At 61.5% G+C, this 22,302-nt stretch carries 17 protein-coding genes and 1 pseudogene; 11 read left to right on the top strand and 7 right to left on the bottom strand.

Annotation, left to right across the window (positions count from 1 at the left end):
- The first annotated feature begins 131 nt into the window (after positions 1 to 131).
- The 7 genes and pseudogenes from I6L37_RS17545 (at position 132) to I6L37_RS17515 (ending at position 7,646) form a co-directional block, all read left to right on the top strand.
- Positions 132 to 791, top strand: a complete 660-nt coding sequence (locus I6L37_RS17545; RefSeq protein WP_216992539.1) for a TIGR01621 family pseudouridine synthase — start codon at positions 132 to 134, stop codon at positions 789 to 791.
- Positions 792 to 806: 15 nt separating this feature from the next.
- Positions 807 to 1,487 carry an HAD family hydrolase gene (locus I6L37_RS17540; protein ID WP_216994196.1) on the top strand — a complete coding sequence of 227 codons (681 nt, stop codon included), beginning with the start codon at positions 807 to 809 and terminating at the stop codon, positions 1,485 to 1,487.
- A gap of 224 nt (positions 1,488 to 1,711) precedes the next feature.
- A complete protein-coding gene (gene hppD / locus I6L37_RS17535) occupies positions 1,712 to 2,842 on the top strand; it encodes a 4-hydroxyphenylpyruvate dioxygenase (protein WP_216992538.1) in 1,131 nt (376 codons plus the stop codon).
- Positions 2,835 to 3,991 (top strand): annotated as a pseudogene (locus tag I6L37_RS17530) (homogentisate 1,2-dioxygenase). Before hppD ends, I6L37_RS17530 begins: the two are co-directional and overlap by 8 nt.
- A gap of 9 nt (positions 3,992 to 4,000) precedes the next feature.
- Complete coding sequence (locus I6L37_RS17525; RefSeq protein WP_216992537.1) at positions 4,001 to 4,996, top strand: fumarylacetoacetate hydrolase family protein; 996 nt, start codon at positions 4,001 to 4,003, stop codon at positions 4,994 to 4,996.
- Positions 4,997 to 5,068: 72 nt separating this feature from the next.
- Positions 5,069 to 5,704, top strand: a complete 636-nt coding sequence (maiA, locus tag I6L37_RS17520; RefSeq protein ID WP_216992536.1) for a maleylacetoacetate isomerase — start codon at positions 5,069 to 5,071, stop codon at positions 5,702 to 5,704.
- A 445-nt stretch (positions 5,705 to 6,149) separates the two neighbouring features.
- A complete protein-coding gene (locus I6L37_RS17515; protein ID WP_216992535.1) occupies positions 6,150 to 7,646 on the top strand; it encodes a C69 family dipeptidase in 1,497 nt (498 codons plus the stop codon).
- Positions 7,647 to 7,810: 164 nt separating this feature from the next.
- On the opposite strand, the gene asnB is transcribed toward I6L37_RS17515, so the two are convergent.
- The 4 genes from asnB to I6L37_RS17495 form a co-directional block, all read right to left on the bottom strand.
- Entirely contained in the window at positions 7,811 to 9,475 is a 1,665-nt protein-coding gene (gene asnB / locus I6L37_RS17510) for an asparagine synthase B (protein WP_216992534.1), read from the bottom strand.
- Positions 9,476 to 9,681: 206 nt separating this feature from the next.
- Positions 9,682 to 10,047 carry a cupin domain-containing protein gene (locus I6L37_RS17505; protein WP_216992533.1) on the bottom strand — a complete coding sequence of 122 codons (366 nt, stop codon included), beginning with the start codon at positions 10,045 to 10,047 and terminating at the stop codon, positions 9,682 to 9,684.
- Between the two features lie 86 nt (positions 10,048 to 10,133).
- Positions 10,134 to 11,738, bottom strand: a complete 1,605-nt coding sequence (locus tag I6L37_RS17500) for a cation:proton antiporter family protein (protein WP_026456418.1) — start codon at positions 11,736 to 11,738, stop codon at positions 10,134 to 10,136.
- A gap of 55 nt (positions 11,739 to 11,793) precedes the next feature.
- A complete protein-coding gene (locus I6L37_RS17495) occupies positions 11,794 to 12,543 on the bottom strand; it encodes an HAD-IIA family hydrolase (RefSeq protein WP_026456419.1) in 750 nt (249 codons plus the stop codon).
- Positions 12,544 to 12,729: 186 nt separating this feature from the next.
- Here I6L37_RS17495 and I6L37_RS17490 point away from each other — a divergent pair, with 186 nt between their 5' ends.
- Positions 12,730 to 13,764, top strand: coding sequence for an adenosine deaminase (locus I6L37_RS17490; RefSeq protein ID WP_216992532.1), 1,035 nt, complete (start codon positions 12,730 to 12,732; stop codon positions 13,762 to 13,764).
- Between the two features lie 111 nt (positions 13,765 to 13,875).
- Here I6L37_RS17490 and I6L37_RS17485 read toward each other — a convergent pair whose 3' ends face one another.
- The 3 genes from I6L37_RS17485 to I6L37_RS17475 form a co-directional block, all read right to left on the bottom strand.
- Positions 13,876 to 14,991 (bottom strand): alkene reductase, encoded by a 1,116-nt coding sequence (locus I6L37_RS17485; RefSeq protein ID WP_216992531.1) that lies wholly within the window; start codon positions 14,989 to 14,991, stop codon positions 13,876 to 13,878.
- 166 nt (positions 14,992 to 15,157) lie between these two features.
- Complete coding sequence (locus tag I6L37_RS17480; RefSeq protein ID WP_216992530.1) at positions 15,158 to 16,693, bottom strand: TerC family protein; 1,536 nt, start codon at positions 16,691 to 16,693, stop codon at positions 15,158 to 15,160.
- A gap of 286 nt (positions 16,694 to 16,979) precedes the next feature.
- Positions 16,980 to 17,906 (bottom strand): cation diffusion facilitator family transporter, encoded by a 927-nt coding sequence (locus I6L37_RS17475; protein WP_026456425.1) that lies wholly within the window; start codon positions 17,904 to 17,906, stop codon positions 16,980 to 16,982.
- A 168-nt stretch (positions 17,907 to 18,074) separates the two neighbouring features.
- On the opposite strand from I6L37_RS17475, the gene I6L37_RS17470 reads away from it, so the two are divergent.
- The 3 genes from I6L37_RS17470 (at position 18,075) to I6L37_RS17460 (ending at position 22,185) form a co-directional block, all read left to right on the top strand.
- Positions 18,075 to 21,146, top strand: coding sequence for an FAD-binding and (Fe-S)-binding domain-containing protein (locus I6L37_RS17470; protein WP_216992529.1), 3,072 nt, complete (start codon positions 18,075 to 18,077; stop codon positions 21,144 to 21,146).
- Entirely contained in the window at positions 21,146 to 21,634 is a 489-nt protein-coding gene (locus I6L37_RS17465; RefSeq protein ID WP_216992528.1) for a hypothetical protein, read from the top strand. Before I6L37_RS17470 ends, I6L37_RS17465 begins: the two co-directional genes overlap by 1 nt.
- Positions 21,635 to 21,723: 89 nt before the next feature.
- Positions 21,724 to 22,185 carry a hotdog fold thioesterase gene (locus I6L37_RS17460; protein WP_042026542.1) on the top strand — a complete coding sequence of 154 codons (462 nt, stop codon included), beginning with the start codon at positions 21,724 to 21,726 and terminating at the stop codon, positions 22,183 to 22,185.
- Positions 22,186 to 22,302: the final 117 nt, after the last annotated feature.

Genomic DNA, 22,302 nt, shown 5'->3' with positions numbered 1-22,302 from the left:
GGCAACAGGCGGGGGCCGTTTTTTATCCCGGCACATCGGGTTTGCCAAATGGCGGGGGAGCGGGGAGAATGCCTCGCCTGAGCGCGGCCCCCTGACGGGCCGCGAAGGCTTTTTTTGTTTATCGAGGTTTTATGTACCGGATCCTGTTCCAGCACCCCGCCTTCCTGGTTATCGACAAGCAGCCCGGCATCGGCATGCACGATGAGGGAGGGGAGCCCGGTCTGCTTAATCCGGGTCTGGTCAGCCGGGTTAAGGCGGACACTGGCCTCACCCTCTATCCGGTGCACCGCCTCGACAAGATGACCTCCGGGCTGGTGCTGTTGGCGCGCACCACGGAGGCCAACCGCGCCCTCAGCATGGCCTTCGCGGCGCGGGAGGTGAGCAAGCAGTATCTGGCCCTCTCCGATCGCAAGCCGAAGAAGAAGCAGGGCTGGGTGAAGGGGGACATGCAAAAGGGGCGGGGCGGCAGCTGGATGCTGACCCGCACTCTCGACAACCCCGCCATCAGCTGGTTCGATTCGGTGTCGGTACGCGAGGGGTTGCGCCTCTATCGCATCAAGCCCCAGACCGGCAAGACCCACCAGATCCGGGTGGCCTTGAAGAGCATTGGTGCTCCCATCCTCGGGGATGAGCGCTACGGCGGCACGCCTGCCGATCGCGGCTACCTGCACGCCTGGCGTCTGCGTTTTACCCTGGCGAACGAGCCGTTCGACTTTGTCTGTCCGCCAAACCTGGGGGTCGAGTTCGTGACCCCTGAACTGGCGGCGGCCATCGAAACCCTGGCGCCCTGAGTCCGGGAGTGCATGATGCAGTTGGATGATGATCCAGAGAAGACGAAAGCGGGGAGCGCAGCAGAGACGATCGGCTGGATCCTGGCCGATTTTGACGACACCCTGGCCCCCGGTGACAGCCATGCCGGGCTGCTGCGTTACATCCTGCGTCGCCGCCGCTGGCCGCTGCTGTTGCTGCCGGTCATCGCCCTGGGCGGGCTGGTCTATCTATTGCCCAGCCAGCGTCGTCAGGGGATTTCGCTTATCTGGTGGGCCATCACCCTGGGGCTCTCCCCCCTTGGCTGGCGCAAGCTGGTGCGGGCCTATTGCTGCACCCGCCCGGGTCTCTTTCGGGAGGCGCACGCTCTGCTTGATGAGGCGGGGGCGCGCTGCTGGGTGATCTCCGCCAGCCCCCGCGCCTTGGTGCGTGGCCAGCTCTACCAGCAGCGCCCGGGCAAGCTGCCCTGCCGCATCCTGGGCTCGCGGATGCACTACCGTTTCGGCGGCCTGATGCCGCGCTTTTATTGCCACGGGGTGCACAAGCTGTTGCCCGAGGTGCGCACCCTTGAGCCTGTCCTTACCTTAAGCGACAGCCTGCACGATCTGCCGCTGCTGGCGTTGGGGCAAGAAGCCTGGCTTGTTAATCCCTCCCCGGCACGCCTCGCGCGGGGGAGGGCGCAACTGCTCCGGCTTATCCCGAAAACCTGGCGACTGTAAGACAAAGCTGACAGGGGGGAGGCACTCCGGCGCTTTGATCGCAGGCCTTCGTCCTGAATGTCACAATTCATTTACATTCATGACCTGCTTGGGCGAAAAACTATCTGAGGGCTCCCTCTTCTCTTCCTGCCGCGCACTGCCTCTAATGAAACAAGTTGTTAACACTTGTCGCGGGCAGTGTGTCACCGCCCGCGCTGTTTTCCTGATGGAGCAAGGAGCGCCCGATGAATGCCACCCCCTCTACCACCCATACCATCAATCCGCTTGGCACCGACGGCTTTGAGTTCGTCGAATACACGGCCCCGGATGCCAAGGGCATTGCCGCCCTCAAGGCGCTGTTCGTCTCGCTGGGGTTTGCCGAGGTCGCCCAGCACAGACACAAGCAGTGCTGGCTCTATCGCCAGGGGGATATCAACTTCGTGGTCAATGCCGAGCCTCACTCCCAGGCCGAGCAGTTTGCCAGCCTGCACGGGCCGAGTGTCTGCGGCATGGCGTTTCGGGTCTCTGATGCGGGCAAGGCCCAGCAGTACGCCATCGCCAAGGGGGCCAAGCCGTTTGTCGGCAAGATAGGGCCCATGGAGCTCAATATTCCCGCCATTTACGGCATCGGCGAGAGCACCCTGTCGTTTGTCGACCGTTATGGCGAGCGGGGTTCCATCTATGAGGTGGATTTTGTCTTCTATCCCGACTGGCAGGCCCGCATGGCCGAAGTGGATGCCGGGCTCCTTGATATCGATCACCTGACCCACAACGTCCATCGCGGCAACATGGATGTGTGGTCGAACTTTTACGAGCGGATCGGCAACTTTCGCGAAATTCGCTACTTCGACATCGAGGGCAAGCTGACGGGGCTCCATTCTCGCGCCATGACCGCCCCCTGCGGCAAAATCCGCATCCCCATCAACGAGTCGGCGGACGACAAGTCCCAGATCGAGGAGTACCTGCGCCAGTACAAGGGGGAGGGGATCCAGCATATCGCCCTGGCGTCCGCCGACATCTACCAGACCATTCGCTCCCTGCGCAGTCGTGGCACCGGCTTTATGCCAACTCCCGACACCTACTACGAGAAGGTGAACAGCCGGGTCGAGGGGCACCAGGAGGATCTGGCAGCGCTGAAAGAACTGCGGATCCTCATCGACGGCTCCCCCACCAAGGACGGCATACTGCTGCAGATCTTCACCGACACCGTCATCGGCCCCGTCTTCTTCGAGATCATCCAGCGCAAGGGTAACGAGGGGTTTGGCGAGGGCAATTTCCAGGCATTGTTCGAATCCATCGAACTGGATCAGATCCGCCGTGGCGTGCTCAGTGGCAGCGAACAGGGTGAGAGAAAAGGGGAGGAGAGTGATGCGTAACTGGATAAGTTTCCCCCATCGGGAGGGGACCCACTCCCGCCAGGCTCATGCCGACCTGCCCGAGCAGGCCATCTACGAGCGTGAACTGGGCCGCTCCGGCTTTTTCGGCCCGGCTACCCACATGCACCACAAGCATGCCCCCACCGACTGGATCAACTGGGAGGGGCCGCTGCGCCCCCGGGCCTTCGATCTCAACGGCTTGCAGGAGGAGGTCAGCTCCCTCTCCCCATGGGTGATGCCGGATATTCTGAGCAACCCCCACTGCCGCTACCGGATCTGGCGCCTGCATGAGCCTATGCCGTTTCTGGTGCGCAACGCCGATGGCGACGAACTGCTGTTTATCCACGAGGGGGCGGCGAGTTCTATTGTGACTATGGCCACCTGACCCTGCGGGATGGCGACTATGTGGTGATCCCCCGCGGCACCATGTGGCGCATCGAACCCACCGCGCCCCTCTTCATCCTGATGATCGAGGCCACCAACGACAGCTACCAGCTGCCGGACAAGGGGCTGGTGGGCAATCACGCCATCTTCGATCCAGCGGCGCTCGATGTGCCCGCCATCAACGAACGTTTTCTGGCCCAGCAGGATGAGAATCCCTGGTCGCTGCAGGTCAAGCGCCACGATCAGGTCTCCGTCATCACCTGGCCATTCAATCCGCTCGATGCCCAGGGGTGGCACGGGGATCTCTGTGTGGTGCGTCTCAACTGGCGCGACATTCGCCCGCTGATGAGCCACCGCTACCACCTGCCCCCCTCGGCCCACTCCACCTTCGTGGCGAGCCGCTTCGTCATCTGCACCTTCGTGCCGCGCCCCATCGAGAGCGATCCCGGCGCCCTCAAGGTGCCCTTCTACCACAGCAACGACGACTACGACGAGGTGCTCTTCTATCACGCCGGGGACTTCTTCAGCAGAGACAACATAGAGCGGGGCATGGTCACCTTCCACCCCGCCGGGTTCACCCACGGTCCCCATCCCAAGGCGTTTGCGGCGGGTCAGGCCTACGCCAAGAAGTTCACCGACGAGGTGGCGGTCATGCTCGATACCCGCGATGCGCTCCATGTCGGCAGCTTGTGCGAGGGGATAGAAAACCCGGCGTATGTCACCAGCTGGCAGCACCCCGGACTCACCAGTGGCAGCGGCAAATAAGGAGTCATCATGAAACTGGCAACATTGAACAATGGCAAGCGCGACGGCGCGCTGGTGGTGGTGAGTCGGGACTTGCGCCACGGGGTGCGGGTGGCAGATATAGCGCCCACCCTGCAGGCGGCGCTGGATGAGTGGGCTGTCACCGAGCCTCGACTGGCCGCCGTCTATCGGGCGCTCAACGATGGAGAGTGCCCCGAGGCGTTTCCTTTCGACGAGACGGCCTGTCTCTCCCCCTTGCCCCGCGCTTACCAGTGGGCCGATGGCAGTGCCTACGTCAATCACGTGGAGCTGGTGCGCAAGGCCCGCGGCGCCGAGATGCCTTCGAGCTTCTGGCACGATCCTCTGATGTATCAGGGGGGCTCCGACAGCTTTCTCGCCCCCCGTGGCCCCATCGTCATGGAGTCCGAGGCGTGGGGCATCGATTTTGAGTCCGAGATCGCCATCATCACCGACGATGTGCCCATGGGGGTGAGCCGTGAGGCCGCAGCCAGCCACGTCAAGCTCTTGATGCTGGTCAACGATGTGAGCCTGCGCAACCTTATTCCGGCAGAGCTCGCCAAGGGTTTTGGCTTCTTCCAGTCCAAGCCCTCCAGCGCCTTTTCGCCGGTGGCCATCACCCCGGACGAGCTGGGGGAGGATTGGCGTGAGGGCAAGGTTCACCTGCCCCTTGAAACCTACCTCAACGGCGCTCTGTTCGGCGCGCCCGATGCGGGGGTGGACATGACCTTCAACTTCTATGAGTTGATCGCCCACGCCGCCAAGACCCGGCCGCTCGGGGCGGGCTGCATCATAGGGTCGGGTACCGTCTCCAACTATGATCGCAGCGCCGGATCATCGTGTCTGGCCGAACAGCGCATGCTGGAAATTCTTGATTGTGATCAAGCTACAACCCCCTACCTGAAGTTTGGTGATAGAGTGGCCATCACCATGCAGGATCGCCATGGCAAGAGTCTGTTTGGCACCATCTCCCAGCAAGTGGTGCAGGGTGGTGGCCAGACGGGGTGATGATTCCCGAGCGTACGGGGGCCGACCCTGGGTGAGCTCGCCCTAGGTCGGCAGATAAAAAAAGGACGAAGTATGTTGCAGTTGTTTGGCTATTGGCGCTCATCGGCAAGTTTCAGAGTACGGATCGTGTTGCAGCTCAAGGGGCTCGATTACGAGCAGCATCCGATCAATTTGCGGCAGGATGAGCAGCGGGAGAAAGCCTATCGTCGGGTCAATCCGCAAGGCTTGGTGCCCTTTCTGCTGGATGGGGATGTGCGGGTCGGCCAGTCGGTCGCCATCATGGAGTACCTTGATGAAACCTATCCTGCCCACCCCCTGATGCCCTCGGCCGCAGAGGACAAGGCCCAGGTACGCCAGATCGTCAACATGATTGCCTGTGACATCCACCCCCTCAACAATCTGCGAGTCCTCAATTATCTGGGCCAGGAGTTCAGGGTCAGCAAGGCGCAGGAGGCGGCCTGGTATCGCCACTGGATCACCGAGACCTTCACCGCCCTCGAACAGCTGCTGATGAGCACGGCCGGTGTCTATTGCGTCGGGGACGAGGTGACCCTGGCGGACTGCATGCTGGTGCCCCAGGTCTACAACGCCCGCCGCTACGAGATGTCGCTGGAGGAGTACCCCACCATCAGCCGCATCGTCGCCAACTGCGAGCAGTTGCAGGCCTTTATCAAGGCCGCCCCCGCCAATCAGCCGGATGCACAGTGACAAGCTGACACATCAAAAAGGGCGGGATGGTGTCTACACCATCTCGTTCTCTACCTCTCTACCTCCTTCTTTTACTCGACCCTATGCCCGCTTGCCCATTGAAGTGAGGTTGCTGGAAAGCTGAAGGTTGTTAATCCTGCGTTTGTCGCCATCATCGACATTTTTAATTGGCTTTATCTTGATGATTGGTGTTTTGCGTTACCAATCACATTTGCATCAGTCAATTAGGCCTAGTATCGCGACGCTGGGAGAAGATGCGAACAGGTCGTGCATCGGTGGATTTGGGATTTCTGCCTACCACGACAAGAGATGTCCACCCTTCTCCTGTTCATGTCTTTATCGTTTGATGGCCCGTTATGCACAGCCTGTGTCACCATCGCGATCAGTTGCAGCAGGGGGCAGGAGGGACGAGCGAGCCACCGCCAATTTGCAACAAGGAGATCTCATGCATTCCTTCAAGAAGTGCGTCGTCGCACTCTCCATCAACCTTGCGCTCTTCTCTTCGGCATTCGCCTGTACGACCCTGTTGGTCGGCAGTGAGGCCACCGCCGATGGCTCCATGATGGTGGCCCGCAGTGCCGACAGCGATGCTCTGAAAGCCCAGCACTTCGTGATCCATCCGGCAAAGCAGGGGCAAAGCGGTATGCACAGCTCCAGGGCCCACAACGGCGCCAATGATTTCAGCTACCCCTTGCCGAAAAACTCTCTGCGTTACACCACGGTGCCGAACTGGAAGACCCAGCTGCACGGTGCCACCGGTTTCAATGAGAAAGGGGTGGGGGTGAGCGGTACCGAGTCCATTTTTGCCTCGCCAGAGGCGCTCGCCTTCGATCCCTATGTCGAGGACAAGGGGATCACCGAGGATGATATTCCCGATGTGCTGCTCTCCCGCGCCACATCGGCCCGTGAGGCGGTTGCCCTGCTTGGCAATATCATCGAAACCATAGGCGCAGGGGAAGGGTTTGGCGTCGCCGTGGTGGATGATGACGAGCTCTGGTATCTGGAGACTGCCACCGGCCATCACTGGATGGCACAGCGTTTGCCCAAGGATAAATATTTTGCTTCAGGTAATCAGGGACGCCTGCAACAGTACGATCCCGCGAGTGCCGACATGATGGGCTCGAAAAACCTGATTGAGTTTGCCACCGAGAAGGGGCTCTATGATCCGCAAAAGGATGGGGTCTTCAACTTCTCCAAGGTTTATACCCGTGATGACGAGCGGGATCGCACCTATAACGATCCGCGGGTCTGGACCATCCAGAAGATGTTCAATCCATCGCTCAAGCAGGCGGTGGATGCCGGCCGCCAATTCCCGGTCTATCTGACCCCGGAGAAGAAAATGACGCTGGAAGAGGTCAAGGCGGTGCTGCGCAATCACTATGACGGTACCGAGCATGATCCCTACAGCAAGGGGTTGAATGGACTGGAGCCGTGGCGCCCCATCAGCGTGTTTCGCACCTATGAGTCCCACGTGATGCAAGTGCGACCCTGGATGCCGCGAGAGGTGGGCGAGGTGACCTATGTGGGCCTCGGCATGGCGGATTTGACGGCTTACGTTCCCTATTACAGTGGTCTGGAAGCCTATCCAGCTCACTATGCCATGGGTAGCGACAAGGCAGACAGCGACTCCATCTACTGGAAATATCGCAAGTTGCAGACGCTGGTGATGACCGATTACCCCAAGCTGGCACCGATAGTGAAACAGGCTTACCAGAGCTGGGAGGCGAAGATCGCCAAAGAGCAAAAAGAGATGGAGGCCAGCTATCTGAAAATGGCCAAAACCGACAAGGCCGCTGCCAACAAGATGCTCAACGACTTCAATCTGCGGGTGATGAAAGAGGCCGAGACCCTGACGGAAGATCTGACCAACCAGATCTTTACGGTGCGCACTCAGGATATTCAGGCTGACATCTTCTTTGCCAACCAGGCGAAAAAGGATTAATCGCGACGCACTCATAGTGAAAAAGGGAGTGCCAGGCGGTCAGCTTGATTGGCCGCCACCGCTGTTTGGGGCCCTATATAAAGAGCCCTTCACCATGGTGAAGGGCTCTTGCTATTTAGCGTTATCTGGTCGCTTATTTGGTCGTGGTCGTACTGCTCAGTGGGTTAGTAACCCTGCTGGTGGACGTCCATCACGGCGCGGCCGGACGGGTCGGCCATCTCCTTGAACTTGGCGTCCCACTCCAGCGCGGTCGGGGTGGAGCAGGCGACCGACTTGCCGTAGGGCACGGTGCGGGCGGCGGATTCGAGCGGGAAGTGCTCGTCGAAGATGGCGCGGTAGTAGTACGCCTCCTTGGTGAGCGGGGTGTTGATGGGGAAGCGGAATGCCGCCGCCTCGAACATCTGATCCGTCACCTCCTGCTCGACCATGGCCTTGAGGCTGTCGATCCACGAATAACCCACACCGTCGGAGAACTGCTCCTTCTGGCGCCAGGCTACCTCGTGGGGCAGCAGATCCTCGAAGGCTTCGCGCAGGATGTGCTTCTCGATCTTGCCCTTGCCGCACATCTTGTCGGCGGGCTGCAGGCGCATTGCCACATCCATGAACTCCTTGTCGAGGAAGGGCACGCGGCCCTCCACGCCCCAGGCAGCCATGGACTTGTTGGCCCGCAGGCAGTCATACAGATGCAGAGCGGAGAGTTTGCGCACCGTCTCCTCGTGAAACTCCCGGGCGTTCGGTGCCTTGTGGAAGTAGAGGTAGCCGCCGAACAGCTCGTCGGAGCCTTCGCCAGAGAGCACCATCTTGATGCCCATCGCCTTGATGTAACGGGCCATTAGATACATGGGGGTGGAGGCGCGGATGGTGGTGACGTCATAGGTCTCGAGGTGATAGATGACATCCGTCAGGGCATCCAGCCCCTCCTGCACCGTGAAGTGGATCTGGTGGTGGATGGTACCCAGGTGATCGGCCACCTTCCGGGCGGCGGCGAGATCCGGCGAGCCTTCCAGGCCGACGGCGAAGGAGTGCAGCTGGGGCCACCAGGCCTCGCTCTTGTCGTCGTCTTCGACCCGGCGGGCGGCGTAGAGCTTGGTGATGGCTGATATGACGGAGGAGTCCAGACCGCCTGAGAGCAGTACGCCGTAGGGCACGTCGCACATCAGCTGGCGCTTGACCGCCGCTTCCAGCGCGGCTTTGAGCTCCGCCTTGTCGCTCTGGTTGTGCTCGACCGCGCCGTACTCCATCCAGTCGCGCTTGTACCAGGTTTTAAGCTCGCCATCCTTGCTCCACAGGTAGTGTCCCGGCGGGAAGGTTTCGACGCTCTTGCACACCGGCACCAGCGCCTTCATCTCGGAGGCGACATAGAAGTTGCCGTGCTCGTCGCGGCCAGTGTAGAGGGGGATGATCCCCATATGGTCGCGACCGATAAGGTAGGCGTCTTGCTCCGCGTCGTAGAGGATAAAGGCGAAGATGCCGTTGAGATCGTCCAGGAACGCTGGGCCCTTCTCCTTGTAGAGGGCGAGCAGCACCTCACAGTCGGATTGGGTCTGGAACTGGAAGTCGACCTTGAGGTTTTTCTCCAGCTCCTTGTGGTTGTAGATCTCGCCGTTGACCGCCAGCACATGGGTGCGTTCGGGGTTGTAGAGCGGCTGGGCGCCGTTGCCCGGGTCGACGATGGCCAGGCGCTCATGCACCAGAATGGCCTTGTCGGAGCTGTAGACGCCGGACCAGTCAGGCCCGCGGTGACGAAGTCGCTTGGACATCTCCAGCGCCGATTTGCGCAGGGCTGCTGCATCGGATTTGATGTCCAGAATGCCGAAAATAGAACACATTGGCGGTAATCCTCTTGATTTTTATATGAGCCCCCCACGTTTGGGCTCGAAATTCCATTTACATTCCTCGCCAATCACAATGCCTAGCGGAAAACCCTTTTGCAAGCGGGAAAACCGCAGAAAATCATGCCGTAAGCGTCAAGCCGGTGGGGCAGTGCGGCGACCCGTCCGGTCGCCGGGAAAAGGAGATGAGGTTGACGTGAACGTCAGGCGGCGGGTTCGAAGATCACATAGACCTTGCGACAGGGGGTGAGGGTCTCCCACTGCCCGACAAAGCCGGCGGGGATGACGAACTGATCGCCGGGCTTGAGGGCAAGCTGGCCCCCCTCACTGTCATGGATCACCACCTCGCCCTCCAGCAGCTGGCAATACTCGTGTTCTGTGTAGTGCACGGCCCAGCGCCCGGGCTCACAGGCCCAGAATCCCACGTGAAACTGCTGGCTGGCATCGGAGTAGTGGTTCCACACCGTCTGGCGTGGGTTGCCGGCGCTAATCCGTTCGGGGGCGGGCATCAGCGGGGTGGGGGGAGCGTCATGGCGATCGAGCAGTACCCAGTCGTTGAGGGTCTTCATGGGGCATCCTTGTCTGTGGCGGCATTGAAAACGGGGCCATCCAGGCCCCGCGGTTGTTTGTTTTATTAAACGGAGTTGCGCTTACGTTAAACGAAGCGTGCATCCTTGCCAAGATCTGACAGGGGTTGCAGGCGATGGATCACGTGGCGGGCAAAGCCGCTGCCCGCTTCGTTGTAGACGTTGAATACCGCATCCACCCCCTGTTCCGTGAGGGAGGCGATGTCATCTTCAAAGCGCACGATGGCGGCAATCTTGCCGGTAAAGCCGTGGCTGCGCAGCTTCTCGATGGCGTAGAGGTTACCCGAGTGGTGGGGCATGGCCAGTAGCACCAGGTTGACCTGGTTGGAGAGCAGCACCTTGTCCCAGAAGTCGGTATCGGTGGCATCTCCCTCGATGACGTTCATCCCCTGGGCACGCAGGGTCGGCAGCTTCTCGCTGTCGTTCTCCACCCCCAGGATGACGTTGCCGTACTTGTTCTCCAGCTCGAAGTAGGCTCCCTGACCAATGCGTCCCATGCCGAGGATGATCACCTCGGCATCGCCCAGCTCGATGGGCCTGTCCTCGGGGTGCAGGTTGCTCGCCTGCAGCCCCTTCAGCCAGCCGCCGAGTTTGTGATAGATCCGCTCGCTCTGGCTGTTGAGGGGGGCGGAGATCATGAAGCTGGCGGCGAGTGCCAGGGAGACGGCCACCAGCCACTCGTGGGAGAGCCAGCCCGCCTTGGCGGCGATGGCCGCGACGATGAGACCGAACTCCGAGAAGTTGCTAAGCGCCAGGGTGGAGAGCAGCACGGTGCGCACCCTCAGGTGGGCGCCGCTGTAGACCAGATAGTAGAGGGCGCTCTTGAGGGGCAAGGCCAGCACCAGCACCAGGGCCAGCAGCATGGTGTCGTGGGTCGGCAGGCCGTTGAGGCCGATGGTCAGGAAGAAGCAGATGAGAAAGAGGTCTTTGAGGTTGAACAACGCCTTGGCAAGCCCCGCCGCCGCCGGGTGAGAGGCCAGCATCATGCCGATGATGAGGGCCCCAAGGTCGGGCTTGAGCCCCACCACCTCAAAGCCGGCGGCCCCCACCACCAGCGCCAGGAAGACGCCGAACAAGACCTGCAGCTCGCCGTGGCCGGCCCGCTCCAAGAGCTTGAACAGCAGGGGGCGCAGCAGCGGTAACCCCAGCACCCAGAGGGCCCAGATGCTGGGCCACTTGCCGCTGGAGAACGCCAGAAACGCCACCGCGAACACATCCTGCATGACCAGCACCCCGATGGCGAGGCGGGCATAGAGGGCATTCATGTCGCTGCGCTCCTCCAGCACCTTGACCGCAAACACGGTGCTGGAAAACGAGAGGGCGAAGCCGAGCAGGATCGCGAGTTGCCAGTTGAGCGACAGGGCAAGTTCCAGCCCCAGCCCCTTGCAGACCAGCAGCACCACGGTAAAGAGCAGGGTGGAGAGCAGCAGGTGCACGCTGGTGGTGCCCCAGACGTCGCGCCGCATCAGGGTCTTGACGTTGAGCTTGAGGCCGATGGTGAAGAGCAGCAGGGTCACCCCGAGATCGGCCACTTCACTCAGGGCCGGGGTATTTTCATAGCCCATGCCGTTGAGGATAAAGCCGGCGGCGAGAAAGCCGAGCAGGGGAGGCAACCCGATGAGGTTGACCAGCATGCCGCAACCAAAGGCCACGGCGATAAGAATTGGTTCCATGTCAGTTCCAGCGAGGGCAGGGCCGGCCTGCCCTCTTCATATCCTTGGTTGGGGGTTAGACGATATCGATGTCGACCACGGAGTCGAAGATGTGGTTCGGCCGAAACGGCATGCGGTCGATATCCGCCACCTTGCTCACCCCGGAGAGTACCAGCACGGTCTCGAGGCCGGCCTGGAAGCCCGCCAGAATATCGGTGCGCAGGTTGTCGCCGATGATGAGGGTATTGTCGGAGTGGGCTTCCATCCGGTTGAGCGCCGCCCGGATGATCCAGGCGCTCGGCTTGCCCACGTAAAACGGCTTCTTGCCGGTCATCCGCTCGATGGGGGCGCACAGGGCGCCACAGGCCGGGTGCATCAGGGGACCGTGGGTATCCGGGTTGGTGGCGATGAAGCGGGCTCCCTGATCCACGAACTTGGCACCCTGCTGCATCATGGTCCAGTTGTAGTTGCGGGTCTCGCCCACCACCACGAAGTCGGGGTCGATGTCGGTGATGGTGAAACCGGCCTTGTAGAGCTCGTGGGTCAGGGCCCCTTCGCCGATCACATAGGCCTTCTTGCCATCCTGGCGCTTGAGAAAGTCGGCGGTCCCCATGGCGGAGGTGTAGAAGCATTCTTCCGGCACTTCTATCCCGGCGGAGCGGAAGCGATTTTGCAGATCTTTCTGGGTCTGGGCCGGGTAGTTGGTGAGGAACAGCAGCTTGCTGCCCTGCTCCAGCAGGCGATGAACGAAGCGATCGGCGCCGGGGATGAGGTCGTTGTTGTGCAGGATGACACCGTCGATGTCACAGATGACGTTCTTCTTCATGAAAACTCCTTGTCGGGGCGCAGAACCTAATATGTTCAATCAATTATGATTTTTGTGACGCCATTATAAGTCTGTTTGATGACATGTCTCCCCCGTCGCGTAACTTGGGTGCACAATAAAACAACCAGGGGGTCAGCTTGGTGGAGAGGCAGACTCCGGACTCAACGTGCTGATGGAGTGACCGACATGGATAACCTTGCTGCCAGCAACTTTATTGCCGATCTGCCCAAACTGGAGCTGCACCTCCACATCGAGGGCACCCTCGAACCCGAGCTGATGTTTGAACTGGCCGGGCGCAACGGGGTGCTACTGCCCTGGCCAGACGTGGCGAGCCTGCGTGCCGCCTATGATTTTGACTGCCTGCAATCCTTTCTCGACCTTTACTACTGTGGCGCCAGCGTACTGGTGACCGAACAGGATTTCTTCGACCTCACCTGGGCCTATCTCGAGCACTGCGCCACCGACAAGGTGAGGCATGTAGAGATCTTCTTCGACCCGCAGACCCACACCGCTCGTGGCATCCCCTTTGCCACCGTGCTGGGGGGGATTGAGCGGGCGCTGCAGGCCGGCGAAGAGACGTTCGGGATCAGCTGGCGCCTTGTCATGAGCTTCTTGCGCCACCTGAGCGAAGAGGAAGCCTTCGCCACCTTGCGCGAGGCCGAGCCCTTCCTTTCACGCATTCACGGCATCGGGCTCGATTCGGGGGAGAAGGGCAACCCGCCAGGCAAGTTTGCCCGGGTGTATGCGCGCTGCCGCGAGCTGGGGCTGCCGGTAGTGGCCCACGCAGGCGAAGAGGGGCCTGCGGAGTACATCTGGCAGGCCATCAGGGAGCTTGAGGTGTGTCGCATCGATCACGGAGTGCGCGCGGCGGACGATCCCGAGCTGCTGCGCTATCTGGCCGATACCCGGTTGCCGCTGACCGTCTGCCCCCTCTCCAACACCCGGCTCAAGGTGTTTGACCAGATGGCCCACCACAATGTGCTGCGGCTTTTGGAGCAGGGGCTCTGCGTCACCATCAACTCGGACGATCCCGCCTATTTTGGCGGCTACATGAACGCCAACTTCCAGGCGCTGGCAGACGAGCTGGGGGCCACGGCGAGCCAGCTTGGCCGCTTGTCGCTAAACGCCGTGGAGGCGAGCTGGCTGAGCCTGGCCGACAAGGCGCGCCTGACCCGGGATATTCGCAGCCACGCTGCCAGTCATGGGGTGAGCCTGAGCTGAGCTCATCCACGTTGTGCCTAAAGAGAAAGACAAAGACCCGCCATCGCTGGCGGGTCTTTTTATTGGTGGACGGTTTATTGGCGGGGAGTGCGGCTGAACCATTGTTGGGGATCAGGCTGGGACGTTCTCCTTGCCATAGACGGGATAGTCGGTCAGCCCCTGTTCGCCACCGCCAAACAGGGTGGCGGGATCGTGGGGGGCAAGGGGATAGCCGCGGCGCAGCCGCTCGGGCAGGTCGGGGTTGGCCACGAAGGGGCGGCCAAAGCCAATCATGTCGGCCCAGCCCGCCTCGAGGGCGGCCCGCGCCCGCGCGCCATCGTATTTACCGGCGTAGATGAGGGTGTTAGGGAAGACCTCCCGCAGCCCCTGCTTGAAGCTCTCCGCCATCAAGGGGGCATCGTCCCAGTCCGCCTCGGCGATGTGCAGGTAGACGATGCCGAGCTCACCCAGCATCCTGGCAGCGGCCAGATAGGTCTCCTGCGGGTTGGCATCCACGGTGCCGTTGAGGGTGGTGAGGGGCGCGAGGCGCACCCCGACCCGCGCCATGCCAATCTCGCGGCCGACCGCCTCGGTCACCTCCTTGAGGAAACGCAGCCGATTTTCCAGCGGGCCACCGTACTGGTCGGTGCGGGTATTGGACTCGGAGTCGAGGAACTGGTTGATGAGGTAGCCGTTGGCGGCGTGCAGCTCGATGCCGTCAAAGCCCGCCAGCATGGCGTTGCGGGCCGCCTGGCGAAACTGCTCGATCACCATCGCTATGTCTTCCCGGGTCATGGCGCGCGGGGTGACCGTCTCGACGAAACCGGGAGCATCGCTGCCGTTATCGACGAACACCTTGACCCCTTCAGCCTTGATGGCCGATGAAGAGATGGGCTGGGCGCCGCCTATGTTGTCCGGGTGGGTGACCCGGCCCACGTGCCAGAGCTGGGCGAACATGGTGCCCCCCTTGGCGTGCACGGCATCGGTCACCAGCCGCCAGCCGGCGACCTGCTCGGCGCTGTGGATCCCCGGTGTCCAGGCGTAACCCTTACCCATGGGATCGACTTGCGTGCCCTCGCTGATGATGAGGCCGGCACTGGCGCGCTGGGCATAGTAGGTGGCCATCATGGCGTTGGCCACGTCGCCGGGCTGGCTGGCGCGCGAGCGGGTCATGGGGGGCATGACGATGCGGTTGTTAAGGTGCAGCTGGCCGAGGCGCAGCGGGCAGAACAGGTGATCCTGGCTCATCTTGAGTTCCTCATGGTGGAAGTGGGGCCACTCTACTGCGCCGGTTTGTTGTGAAAAAGAGGGGGGATTGCACCATTGAATTGCGCTCAGAGCAGCAATTAGGGGCTTTCTGTCTCCCGGACATAAAAAAGAGGGCCCGCAGGCCCTCTTGTTGACAGTATGAAGATCAGATTGCCGCAGGCGTCACCCGTACCCGCTCGATGCGACGCTCGCTCACCTCGAGTACCTCGAAGCAGAGTTGCTGCAACTGCACCTGCTGGCCCGGGGCCGGCAGGGTGCCGAAGTGGGAGAGCAACATGCCCGCGAGAGTTACGTATTCGTCGCTCTCGCTCACCAGCCCTTCGTGTTCCAGCACCTGCTCCACATGGTGGATGTTGGTGCTGCCGTTGATGAGCCAGCCCTCGCCATCGCGCACCATGTCCGGGGTTTCGTCTTCGTCCGGCAGTTCGCCAACGATGGCCTCCAGCAGATCGTGGGTGGTGACCAGACCCTGGATGATGCCAAACTCGTCGGCCACCAGAATGAGGCTGCCGCGCGCCTGGCGCAGCTCCGCCAGCAGACGGATCACGTTGATGGTCTGGGGCACGATAATGGGGTCGTTCTGTTTGGCCAGCTCGCTCAGGTGCTGCCCTTCGTTGAGGGCAAACAGCAGATCTCGCGCCTTCACCACCCCGATCACTTCGTCCAGATCCCCGTCACAGAGGGGGAACAGGCTGTGGGGCTCCTGTTGCAGCTGGGCACGGATATCGTCCGCCGAGTCGTTGATGTCGATCCAAGCAACGTCCGAGCGCGGGGTCATGACGGTGCGGATGGAGCGCTCGGCCAGGGACAGCACACCGGTCACCATGTAGCGCTCCTCCTCGCCAAAGCTCACCGGCGCTGCGGGGGAGGCATCCTCGTCGTCATCCGGCGTCTCCTGATAGGCCTTGCTGCCCATCAACTTGAAGATGGCGGCAGTAGTGCGCTCGCGCAGGGGCAGTTTGGCCTCGTGGCGACGGGCGCTGCGCTGGGCCAGCTGGTTGAAGAACTCGATCAGCACAGAGAAGCCGATGGCTGCATAGAGGTAGCCCTTCGGAATGTGGAATCCGAACCCTTCCGCCACCAGGCTGAAGCCGATCATCAGCAGGAAGCTCAGGCAGAGCACCACCACGGTCGGGTGGGCGTTGACGAAGCGGGTCAGCGGTTTGGAAGCGAGCACCATCACCACCATGGCGATGGTCACGGCGGCCATCATCACCCACAGCTCGTCCACCATGCCGACGGCGGTGATGATGGAGTCCAGGGAGAAGACAGCATCCAGCACCAGGATCTGGGCGATCACTACGCCGAAGCTGGCGTAGGCGCCGACCGGACCATCCTCCTGGGGCTTGGCCTCCAGCCGTTCATGGAGCTCGGAGGTGGCCTTGAACAGCAAGAACAGGCCGCCCCCCATCAGGATCAGATCCCGACCGGAGAAGGGGTGATCCCAGATATGCAGGATGGGGGTGGTCAGGGTGACCAGCCAGGACATGACGCTCAAGAGTCCCAGACGCATCATCAGCGCCAGCGACAGGCCGATGACGCGGGCCTTGTCCCGCTGGGCGGGGGGCAGTTTTTTCACCAGGATGGCGATGAAGACCAGGTTGTCTATCCCCAGCACGATTTCCAGAACGATCAGGGTAAAGAGACCGATCCAGATGTGGGGATCCAGCAGAAATTCCATGTTATGACCTCAATAAAAAACAGACAGCACGAACGGTGGACACGGCAAGTGGGGCCGTGGTGACAGCAAGGCAATGACGTTATTCAGAGGCGCGGATGAAGCAGGTAAAGAGAGAGTTTGACGGGAGTAAACGAAGGACGACTTCGGGGATTGTCCATGATGGGCAATAAAACCTCGGGTTAAAAGTGAGCCCTGATGATAACGGCTGGCGCCGTTTTGGCAAGAGGGAGTGCATGAAGATGTGATGACACGGGGGAGGCGACGGGCCGCCTCCCCCAGGCGGCGGTTACAACCAGCGCTTCTCGCGGGTGAAACAGACCGACAGCCAGGCGTCCCCCAGGGTATCGCCGAGGCGGGACCAGAGCTCCTGGCGCAGGGCATCCTGACGCTCGACGGGCCACTCCTGATCCGGCGCCACCAGAATGTTGAGTTCGAGATCGAAACGGCGGCCGCTTTTCGCCAGGTGGCTGTAGCACTCGACGCCATAGCGCTGGCGCAAGGCGTCCACCTCCCGGGCGACGCGCTGTGAGACATCCCCCCTTGGGGCGATTTTCAATACTTCCCGCAGGTTGCGACCGAGCACCTTGATGGGGATGAGGGTGGCACACAGGGCCAGCAGAGAGACCAGTACCGGGTCTATGTAGCGGTTGTAGTGGCCGTAGCCGATGGCATCGAGGCCGATGGCCACCACGAAGCCGATGAGCAGGGTGGCGCTTAGCAGGGTATCCACCAGCCACTCCTTGGAGTCCACCCGCACCAGCTCGGAGTCGACCCGCTCGGCCACGTCGGCCTCAATGAGGTAGATGATGGCGCAGAAGAAGGTGGAGACGGCGGCATAGATGAGGGCGTGGCCGAGATCGATTTCCCGTCCTCCCTCAAGCAGGGTGGTGATGCCGCTGTAGAGGGCCCCGAGACAAAGCAGCAGAATGATGACGCCGTTGATGACGTTGGTGATGGGCTCGAAGTGGGCATAGCCGTACTGGAAGCGCTCATCGGAGGGGCGGGTAACGAGATAGGCAGTGACGAGTCCCAGGCCCGTCATCCCCATACTGAACAGGGTGAAGATGCCATCGAGCATGATGGCGTTGGAGCCGACGAAGAGGCCGTAACCGATGCCGAACAGCGCAAACGAGATGCAGCCGAACAGCGACAGGGTCAGGGCCTGTTTCTCTGTAGTGACCAGCGTACTGATAACATGGCTGTGGTGAGCCATAACAATCCTCCTTTCAAATGGTGAATATTTTGCCCGCGCAAGGGATTTTTGAGCTGATATACTGCCCGCTCACATGTGAGCGGACTGGTCCGGAGTGCCCAGAGAGGCAGTGGGCCAGTCGTTGTCGCCGGAGTTCCGGCATCAAGCAAATGAAGGGAACAAGGATTCATGATCCCGAGACTCGATTACCAGGACAGTTTGTCAGCCACAACCCTGCAGTTCCTTGACTCATTGGGGCGCAGCGCATTCCGTGGCGATATCGAAAAGTCTTATGCAAGCCGGCTGGCGATGGCGACGGACAACAGCGTCTATCAGGTCGTACCTCAAGCGGTTCTCTATCCGCGCAGTGCGGATGACATAGCGGCGATGCTCAAGCTGGCCGGTGCACCGGAGTTTGCCACCCTGAGTTTCTTCCCTCGCGGCGGCGGCACCGGCACCAATGGCCAGTCGTTGGGCGGCGGCATTATCGTCGATCTCTCGCGCCATATGAACCAGATCATGGAAATTAATCTGGAAGAGGGGTGGGTACGGGCCCAGGCCGGGGTGGTAAAGGATCAGCTCAACGCCTATCTCAAACCCCACGGCTACTTCTTCTCGCCGGATCTCTCCACTTCCAACCGCGCCACCTTGGGCGGCATGGTCAACACCGATGCCTCGGGGCAGGGGTCGCTCGTCTACGGCAAGACTTCGGATCACGTGTTGGGTCTCAAAGCCGTGCTGGAGAATGGTGACATCATGGCCACCGAGCCGGTCAATGGCTCGCGTCTTGAAGTCAAGCTGGCCCTTGAGAATCGCGAGGGGGATATCTATCGCACCCTCTATCGCATCGGCCGCGAACGGCGCGCCGACATTGAGGCCACCTTCCCCAAGCTCAACCGCTTTTTGACCGGTTACGATCTCAAGCACCTCTATCAGCCGGAGAGCGACACCCTGGACATCAGCCGGGTGCTGTGCGGCTCTGAAGGCTCTCTTGGCTTCATCACCGAGGCCAAACTCAACATCACCCCCATTCCGCGCTATCGGACGCTCGTCAACGTCAAGTACGACAGTTTCCCCTCTGCGCTCAGAAATGCCCCCTTTATGGTGCAGGCGCAGGCCCTGTCGGTGGAGACGGTGGACTCCCGGGTGCTGGGGCTGGCCCGGGCCGACATCATCTGGCATTCGGTGAAGGAACTTATTCAGGATGTGCCCGGCAAGGATCTGCAGGGGCTCAACATCGTCGAGTTCGCCGATACCGACGAGGCCGAACACAAGGCCAAGGTGGCCGAGCTGTGCCGCCGCATCGACGATCTGCTGGCCCAAGGGGAGGCGGGGATCATCGGCTATCAGGTGTGCGATCACCTGCCGAGCATCGAGACCATCTATGCCATGCGCAAAAAATCGGTGGGGCTGCTCGGTAACGCCGAGGGGCGCAAGAAGCCGGTGGCCTTCACCGAAGACACCGCCGTGCCGCCGGAATCCCTGGCCGATTTCATCATGGAGTTTCGCGCCCTGCTCGATGCCCATGGCCTCGACTACGGCATGTTCGGCCACGTGGATGCGGGTGTCTTGCATGTGCGTCCGGCGCTGGACTTGTGCGATCCCGAGCAGGAGGTATTGCTGCGGCGTATCTCGGATCAGGTGGTGGCGCTCACCGCCAAATATGGCGGCCTGATGTGGGGGGAGCATGGCAAGGGTTTTCGTTCCGAATACAGCCCCGCCTTCTTTGGCGAGCTGTGGGAGGAGCTGCAGCGGGTCAAGGGGGCCTTCGATCCCCAGAACCGCATCAACCCGGGCAAGATCTGCATGCCTTATGGCAGCGGCGCCGAGCTGGTGTCGGTGGACGGGCCCAAGCGCGGCAAGTTCGACCGCCAGATCCCGGTGGCGGTGCGGGAAAGCTACACCCGGGCCCTCGATTGCAACGGCAATGGCCTCTGCTTCACCTTCGAGACCGATTCCCCCATGTGCCCCTCGGTCAAGATCAGCCGCGACCGGCGCCACTCCCCCAAGGGGCGGGCCGGCCTGATGCGCGAATGGCTGCGTCAGCTGGCGGAGCAGGGGTTCGATCCGCTGGCCGAAGAGGTAGCGCTGCAATCGGGCGGCGTGCGCTTCAAGCAGCTGGTGGACAAGGTGCGCAACAGCTGGGGCAAATACAGGGGGGAGTACGACTTCTCCCACGAGGTGATGGAGGCGATGGAGGGGTGCCTGGCGTGCAAGGCGTGCACCAGCCAGTGCCCCATCAAGGTGGATGTGCCCACCTTCCGCTCCCGCTTTATGCAGCTTTACCATGGACGATATTTGCGCAGTCCCAAGGACTATGTCATCGGTACGGTCGAGAGCTACACCCCCTGGCTTGCCAGGGCGCCCAAGCTGGTCAACTTCTTCCTGGAAAAGGAGTGGGTTCAGAAGGCGACCGAGAAGAGCATCGGCATGGTGGACGTGCCGCTGGTGAGCGTGCCGACCCTGGCCGACGAGCTGCGGGACAACCGGGCCCGTTATTTCGACTTGCCCGGCCTCGAAGCCATGAGTGCCGAGCAGCGCCAGAAGGTGGTGCTCATCGTGCAGGATCCCTTCACCAGCTATTACGAAGCCCCCCTGGTGCGGGATCTGGTCAAGCTCGCCGGCAAGCTCGGCTACCAGCCCTATCTGCTGCCCTTCAAGCCCAACGGCAAGCCCCAGCACGTCAAGGGGTTCCTGCGCGGCTTTGCCCGTACCGCGGCAAGCAGCGCCCAGTTCCTCAACAAGGTGGCGGCCCTCGGCATTCCCATGGTGGGGGTGGATCCGGCCATGGTGCTCTGCTATCGCGACGAGTATGCCAAAGCCCTGGGGCCGGCACGTGGCGAGTTTCAGGTGATGCTGCCCCAGGAGTGGCTGCTCTCGTTGCCGGCTGACAAGCTGCCTGCTGGCAGTGGGAATGCGGGTGAGGGGAGTAACGCCGAGCCCTGGTATCTGTTCGCCCACTGCACCGAGAAGACCGCCAAGCCCTCCACCCACGGTGACTGGAGTACTCTGTTCAAGCGCTTTGGCGCTACCCTGCAACCGGTCTCGGTGGGCTGCTGCGGCATGGCCGGCACCTATGGCCATGATGCCAGACAGGTGGAGAACTCCAAAGGCATCTACGCCTTGAGCTGGGCCGAGCCGTTGGCGCGTCTGCCGCAAGGGCGCTGCCTTGCCACCGGTTATTCGTGCCGCAGCCAGGTCAAGCGGATGGAGGGCGATAAGCTCAGGCATCCGCTGCAGGCTTTGCTGGAACTGCTCTGATGCTGCGTTTTCCCAAACGGTTTCGGGTCCCCAAAGCCTACCGGACGCTCCGGTTCCTGCTGCTGCCCGCGACCCTGGGTCAGGCGGCGGTGGAGTTCGTCGCCATCTTGCGCGAGCGGGAGCAGCTCCATCAGCTGTTTCGGCCAAATGATGCCTGGCCCTCGGCCAACTTCAGCCTGAGCCAGCACGAAGGTGACCTGGAGTGGCAACAGTCGGAGTTTCTGGCCAAGCGCTCCTTTGCCTATGGCCTGTGGAGCCCGGACCGGGAGCCCGAGTTCTGGGGCGGGGTCTACCTCTATCCCTCGGTGCTGCCGGAGGTGGAGGTGGAGCTCTTCTTCTGGAAAGTGGCCGAGGCGCCCCTGAGCGATGCCGAGCTGGAGGCCGAGCTGCGCGACTGGTTGGCGCAGGTGTGGCGCTGGCAGCATCCCCGCCTGCCGGGGCGGGAGATACCCTTGTCCGAGTGGCCCGGTGTCACCTATCCCTGGTGAGCGAGGCGCTTTTTCTGTTTTGTTGCCCCGGATCGTTTGGTCCGGGGCGCTTTTCTTCGCTGCAATGAATCACAAGGAGTCCTGTTCTCATGAGTCAAGAGACGACCCCCATCTGGCGTAAATCCATGAGCCTAGAGGGGCTCAATGCCACCTCCCGCAATACCCTGATGGCCCACCTCGATATCGTCTACACCGCCTTTGGTCCTGACTGGCTGGAGGCCACCATGCCGGTGGATCACCGCACCCATCAGCCCCTTGGCATGCTGCACGGCGGCGCCTCCGTAGTGCTGGCGGAGACGCTGGGATCCCTTGCTGCCAATATGGCGGTGGGGCCAGACAGCTATTGCGTGGGACTGGAGGTGAACGCCAACCATCTGCGCGCCAAGCGGGAAGGGGTGGTGACGGGACGCTGCTCGCCGCTGCATCTGGGGGCGACCACCCAGGTGTGGCAGATTGAAATTCGGGATGAACGGGGACGTTTGCTGTGCACCAGCCGGCTCACCATGGCGGTGCTCAAGCACAAGCGGAGCAAGGACTCCGGCGAAGCGTGATCTGCAATAACGCACCATGAGTGCAAAATAAGCAAGCCATACTCGTCAGTTCCCTCTATAATTGCCAACGTCTTGAGAGGCTTATCACATTTTTCAAGACAGCAGAACAAAGTGGCG

Source organism: Aeromonas sp. FDAARGOS 1407 (assembly GCF_019048725.1).
Taxonomy (GTDB): domain Bacteria; phylum Pseudomonadota; class Gammaproteobacteria; order Enterobacterales; family Aeromonadaceae; genus Aeromonas; species Aeromonas enteropelogenes.
Note: the sequence above shows the minus strand (reverse complement) of the source record. Positions and strands in the feature narration are given on the sequence as shown.

Coding starts and splice junctions, on each gene's coding strand:
- I6L37_RS17545 (WP_216992539.1), top strand. CDS start 132: ATGTACCGGATCCTGTTCCAGCACCCCGCCTTCCTGGTTATCGACAAG.
- I6L37_RS17540 (WP_216994196.1), top strand. CDS start 807: ATGCAGTTGGATGATGATCCAGAGAAGACGAAAGCGGGGAGCGCAGCA.
- hppD (WP_216992538.1), top strand. CDS start 1,712: ATGAATGCCACCCCCTCTACCACCCATACCATCAATCCGCTTGGCACC.
- I6L37_RS17525 (WP_216992537.1), top strand. CDS start 4,001: ATGAAACTGGCAACATTGAACAATGGCAAGCGCGACGGCGCGCTGGTG.
- maiA (WP_216992536.1), top strand. CDS start 5,069: ATGTTGCAGTTGTTTGGCTATTGGCGCTCATCGGCAAGTTTCAGAGTA.
- I6L37_RS17515 (WP_216992535.1), top strand. CDS start 6,150: ATGCATTCCTTCAAGAAGTGCGTCGTCGCACTCTCCATCAACCTTGCG.
- asnB (WP_216992534.1), bottom strand. CDS start 9,475: ATGTGTTCTATTTTCGGCATTCTGGACATCAAATCCGATGCAGCAGCC.
- I6L37_RS17505 (WP_216992533.1), bottom strand. CDS start 10,047: ATGAAGACCCTCAACGACTGGGTACTGCTCGATCGCCATGACGCTCCC.
- I6L37_RS17500 (WP_026456418.1), bottom strand. CDS start 11,738: ATGGAACCAATTCTTATCGCCGTGGCCTTTGGTTGCGGCATGCTGGTC.
- I6L37_RS17495 (WP_026456419.1), bottom strand. CDS start 12,543: ATGAAGAAGAACGTCATCTGTGACATCGACGGTGTCATCCTGCACAAC.
- I6L37_RS17490 (WP_216992532.1), top strand. CDS start 12,730: ATGGATAACCTTGCTGCCAGCAACTTTATTGCCGATCTGCCCAAACTG.
- I6L37_RS17485 (WP_216992531.1), bottom strand. CDS start 14,991: ATGAGCCAGGATCACCTGTTCTGCCCGCTGCGCCTCGGCCAGCTGCAC.
- I6L37_RS17480 (WP_216992530.1), bottom strand. CDS start 16,693: ATGGAATTTCTGCTGGATCCCCACATCTGGATCGGTCTCTTTACCCTG.
- I6L37_RS17475 (WP_026456425.1), bottom strand. CDS start 17,906: ATGGCTCACCACAGCCATGTTATCAGTACGCTGGTCACTACAGAGAAA.
- I6L37_RS17470 (WP_216992529.1), top strand. CDS start 18,075: ATGATCCCGAGACTCGATTACCAGGACAGTTTGTCAGCCACAACCCTG.
- I6L37_RS17465 (WP_216992528.1), top strand. CDS start 21,146: ATGCTGCGTTTTCCCAAACGGTTTCGGGTCCCCAAAGCCTACCGGACG.
- I6L37_RS17460 (WP_042026542.1), top strand. CDS start 21,724: ATGAGTCAAGAGACGACCCCCATCTGGCGTAAATCCATGAGCCTAGAG.